We start from the raw sequence: 4,997 nt of genomic DNA on the forward strand, positions 1-4,997 counted from the left end.
TCGGTGATATCAAGACGGCGAAGATCAGCATGGAGTTGAACCTGACGGGTCAATCCATCCTGAAAGATCTCGTTGAAAAACACCGCATCGAGTGTCAATTCCGCCTGTGTGGAAAGTACCAGGCTGCCATTGAAGATCGCGGCATCGGGGTCTTGGATGCCTACCGTCGCGGCCTGGACAAGCTCGGTCAGGAATACCAGATGATCGAAGAGAAGGACTTGCCGAGTCATATCGGCACGCACTTCTATCGCAAAGCCTTGTTTACACCAGGCACTGCACTGATACAGCCGGCCGCGCTGGTTAAAGGTCTGGCCGATACACTGCCGGCCAACGTCACGCTTTATGAAAATACGCCGATCACTGAAGTGGAATATGGGGACAAGACGGTCCTTATCCATAAGACGGGACGGATCGTAGCTGACAAATTACTCCTGACCAATAACGCGTTCGCCATGAGCTTCGGCTTCTTGACGGGGCGGATGCTGCCGATTTTTACCTACGGGAGCCTCACTCGCCCGCTCACGCCAGATGAGCAAGCGCGCTTGGGCGGCAAGCCTTATTGGGGCGTGATTCCGGCAGACCCTTTCGGTACCACGTTGCGCCGTACGACCGACAATCGCCTGTTGGTGCGTAACAGCTTCAGCTTTAACGCCGACGGACGCAGTCAGCAGAAATACCTGCAGCGCTTCAAAGAGCGGCACAAAGAGTCGTTCGAGCGCCGCTTCCCGATGCTTCCCGAGGTCAACTTCGAGTACACCTGGGGTGGGTCGCTGGCGCTGTCCAGAAACCACATGGCGCATTTCGGCCAGCTGGCAAACAACGTTTATGGCGCCCTGTGCTGCAATGGGTTGGGTGTTACTCGGGGAACGGTGACGGGTACATTGCTGGCGGATTGGCTGGCGGGTAAGAAGAGTCATCTGATCGATTTTCTATTGGCCTCTCCCGGGCCCAATAAAAACCCACCTGAGCCATTACTTTCAGCGGGCGTCAATATGAACTTGCTGTGGGGCCAATGTCGCGCAGGCAAAGAAAGCTAAATCAAGAGTAGTTGTTTAAAGCGTTTGAGTTAAATCTGTTGGTAGCAGTCGTTAGTTCAGTGGGTGATCCCGTTGGGCTGACAGATTCTGCCGCAACGGTTTCTGTTTGTTCGGATTTTGGGCTTACGCTTCAGTCCATCGAATTAACGAGGCGAAATAGGAGACAATAATGACAAGTCCTAATGCATCTGTTGAAGATGTTCCGCTCAATAACTTTCATCGTTTACTGACAGCCCGTTCGGGTGGAGGGTCATTTGTCGACGGTTATGTATTGAGTATTATCGGCATCGCGATGATGCAAATTACCGCAGCCTTGAATCTCTCGGAGTTCTGGCAGGGCATGATCGCCGCGTCGGCATTGATGGGCGTGTTTTTTGGTGGTTTTCTCGGCGGTTGGCTGACTGACAGGTTGGGTCGCAAGAAAGTTTATTTTATCGGGCCATCGCTGTTCATCATTTGCTCGTTGGCGCAATTCTGGGTGGAGTCGGCGCCTGCATTGTTCGCCTTGCGGTTCATCATCGGCCTGGCGGTGGGCATCGAATACCCGGTGGCCACGTCGCTGCTGGTGGAGTTCCTGCCGAAGAAACAACGCGGCCCAAGGCTCGCCGCCCTGACGATCCTGTGGTTTGCCGGCGCGGCATTCGCGTATGTCGTCGGTAACGCGATTCTCAATTCGGGCGGTGAGGATGCCTGGCGCTATGCGTTGGCCAGCGCCGCTGTCGTCGGGTTGATCTTGTTGGTGCTGCGCATCGGTACGCCGGAATCAGCGCGCTGGCTGTTGAGCAAAGGCCGCGACGGTGAGGCCGAGGGCGTGATCAAGCGGGTTTATGGCCAGCACTATTCGCTACGGGACCTGCCTGAAGAACCCCACGCCAAGAAAATGTCATTTCGCGATTTGCTGCATTCCGGTTATGGCAAGCGTTTGTTCTTTGTCTCGGTGTTCTGGTCGTGTTCGATTATTCCAGTGTTCGCTGTTTATGCCTTCGCGCCGAAAGTTCTCCTGGCACTTAACCTGAAAGGCGAGTGGGCATCCTATGGCTCCATGGTCATTACCTTGTTGTTTGTCGTCGGTTGCATTCTTGCAACGTGGCTGATCAACGTCATCGGTCGACGCAGCATGTTGATCCACAGTTTTCTCTGGTCGGGATTGTCGTTGTTGTTACTGGCGACTTTCTCGGGTGGTAACGCACTTCTTGTTTTGTTCCTGTTTGGCGCCTATGCCTTGTTTATTGGTGGTGCACAGGTACTGCAACTGGTTTATCCGAACGAGCTATTCCCAACAGAAATCCGCGCTTTTGCGGTGGGGATTGGTACATCGCTTTCACGTATTGGTGCAGCCGTAGGCACTTATCTGGTGCCGGTTTCGCTGCAGACCCTGGGCATTGGCAACACCATGTATGTGGCAGCAGTTGTCACCTTTATCGGGCTTGCGGCGGCATGGGCCATGGCACCTGAAACACGCTCGCTGAGTTTGCGCGACGCGGCGGCATTGAGCAGTTGAATCGAAGTGGTGAGTTGTCCCCACCTCAGAGTGGTGGACACACGATTGAAATTATTCCCTTAGTGATGGAGAAGTAATCATGAAATTCGAAGGCATCTATACCCCGGCAATCACGCCCCTGACCGCCAGCGGTGACATCGACAAAGCGGCATTCGCCGAAGTGCTCGAGTACCTGATCGAGTCCAAGGTGCACGGCATCATCATCGGTGGTTCGACCGGTGAGTATTACGCGCATACCTCGCAAGAACGCATCGAACTGGCGACCCAGGCCAAGGACGTGATCGGCACACGCTTGCCCCTGGTGATCGGCACCGGCGCCATCCGCACCGAAGACTCGGTCGAATATGCCAAGGCCGCCCGGGCCATCAAGGCCGATGCCATCCTGGTGGGTTCGCCGCCGTACGCGCTGCCGACCGAGAAAGAAAACGCCATCCACGCGTTGACCGTCGACCGTGCCGCCGACCTGCCGATCATGCTCTACAACTACCCGGCGCGCATGGGCGTGAGCATGGGCCCGGAGTATTTCGCCGCGGTGGCCGAGAGCAAGAACATTGTCGCCATCAAGGAAAGCTCGGGCGACATGGCCCAGGTGCATCGCCTGGCGCGGGACTACCCGAACATCAGCCTGTCCTGCGGCTGGGATGACCAGGCCCTGGAGTTCTTCGCCTGGGGCGCGCGCAGCTGGGTGTGCGCCGGCTCGAACTTCATCCCGCGCGAGCACGTGGCCTTGTATGAAGCCTGCGTGGTGGAAAAGGACTTCGATAAAGGCCGCAAGATCATGAGCGCCTTCATGCCCCTGATGGACTTCCTGGAAAGCGGCAAGTTTGTCCAGTCGATCAAGGTCGGTTGCGAGCTGAACGGCCTGCGCACCGGCAGTGTGCGTTCACCGCTGCAGCCGATGTATGACCATGAAAAACAGGCCCTGCAGGAGATCATCACCACGCTGAAACGTGAGGTCGCCCAAGTGACCGGGAGCGCAAAATGACTGGCCTTCTCAGCGCGGCTGAATACGCCGCCATCGCCCGGGACTTGAAGTTCCCGACCCGCTCCTTCGTCAACGGCGAGTCCTACACCTCGTTGTCGGGCAACACTTTCACCACGACCAATCCGGCGACCGATGAAGTGCTGGCCGAGATCACCGCTTGCAATGCCCAGGACGTGGACTTCGCCGTGGCCAAGGCCAAGGCGGCCTTCGAAGACGGTCGCTGGCACAAGCTGAGCCCCGGCGAGCGCAAGAAAGTGCTGTTGCGTTTTGCCGACCTGGTGGAGCAGAACGCCCACGAGCTGGCGGTGCTGGAAAGCCTGGACAGCGGCAAGCCGGTGCGCGAATGCCAGCTCACGGATGTGCCGGAAACCATTCACACCCTGCGTTGGCATGCCGAGCTGATCGACAAGATCTACGACAACACGGCACCGGTCGGTAACGGCGCCTTGACCCTGGTGGTGCGCGAAGCCATCGGCGTGGTCGGCCTGGTGCTGCCGTGGAACTTCCCGCTGCTGATGCTGGCCTGGAAGATCGGCCCGTCCCTGGCCGCCGGTTGCTCGATCATCGTCAAGCCGGCCAAGGAAACCACCCTGACCGCGCTGCGGGTCGCCGAACTGGCGTTCGAAGCCGGTGTACCGGCCGGTGTGTTCAACGTGCTGTCCGGCGGTGGCGGTGAAGTCGGGGAACCACTGGGTCGGCACATGGATGTGTCGATGGTCAGCTTCACCGGTTCCACAGCGACCGGGCGGCGTTTCCTCAACTATGCGGCGGATTCCAACCTCAAGCGCATTGTGCTCGAGTGTGGCGGCAAGAACCCGGCGGTGGTGATGAAGGACGTGGCAGACCTCGACTCGGTCGCCAGCCACGTGGTCAACGGTGCGTTCTGGAACATGGGCGAAAACTGCTCCGCCTCCTCGCGCCTGATCGTGCATGCCGACATCAAGGACGAACTGCTCAAGCGCATCGGCGTGCAGATGCTGGAATGGAAAATGGGCAGCCCCCTGGACCCGGAAAACCGCCTGGGCGCCATGGTCAGCCGGGCGCATTACGAGAAAGTCCGCTCCTACCTCGAGCAGGCTGGCCTCGAGAAACTGCGGGTGGTTTTCGGCGGCAACACCCAGGGCGACATCTTCGTCGAACCTACCGTGGTCGATGGCGTGGGTAGCGACAGCAAGCTGTTCCAGGAAGAGATCTTCGGCCCGGTGCTCGCCGTCACGACCTTCACCACCCTCGACGAAGCCATCGCCCTGGCCAATGACTCGGTGTATGGCCTGGCGGCCTCGGTCTACACCGACAACCTGCGCCATGCCATCAAGCTGTCGCGCGAAATCCGCGCCGGCATCGTCACGGTCAACTGCTTCGGCGAAGGCGACGCCTCGACACCGTTTGGCGGGTACAAGGAGTCCGGGTTTGGCGGGCGTGACAAGTCGATCTGGGCGCACGATCAGTACACCGAGATCAAGACGATCTGGAT

The 4,997-nt window shown here is 58.3% G+C and carries 4 protein-coding genes; all 4 read left to right on the top strand.

All coding sequences use genetic code 11. The features are described 5' to 3' along the window. The coding region (locus tag PMI35_RS29285; protein WP_008055122.1) for an NAD(P)/FAD-dependent oxidoreductase at window positions 1–1,037 on the top strand (1,037 nt) is incomplete at its 5' end. Window positions 1,038–1,206: 169 nt separating this feature from the next. Then, window positions 1,207–2,538, top strand: coding sequence for an MFS transporter (locus PMI35_RS29280; RefSeq protein ID WP_008055123.1), 1,332 nt, complete (start codon window positions 1,207–1,209; stop codon window positions 2,536–2,538). A gap of 79 nt (window positions 2,539–2,617) precedes the next feature. After that, the gene (locus PMI35_RS29275; RefSeq protein WP_008055124.1) at window positions 2,618–3,523 is read left to right on the top strand and encodes a dihydrodipicolinate synthase family protein; all 906 of its coding nucleotides are present in this window, start codon (window positions 2,618–2,620) and stop codon (window positions 3,521–3,523) included. Continuing rightward, a partial coding sequence (locus PMI35_RS29270; RefSeq protein ID WP_008055127.1) for an aldehyde dehydrogenase occupies window positions 3,520–4,997 on the top strand: 1,478 nt, incomplete at its 3' end. The genes PMI35_RS29275 and PMI35_RS29270, both read left to right, overlap by 4 nt.

It is taken from the genome of Pseudomonas sp. GM78, from assembly GCF_000282475.1.
Lineage (GTDB): Bacteria > Pseudomonadota > Gammaproteobacteria > Pseudomonadales > Pseudomonadaceae > Aquipseudomonas.

What these genes read in the sequence shown, in the direction of transcription:
- PMI35_RS29280 (WP_008055123.1), top strand. Translation starts at nt 1,207, where the DNA reads ATGACAAGTCCTAATGCATCTGTTGAAGATGTTCCGCTCAATAACTTT.
- PMI35_RS29275 (WP_008055124.1), top strand. Translation starts at nt 2,618, where the DNA reads ATGAAATTCGAAGGCATCTATACCCCGGCAATCACGCCCCTGACCGCC.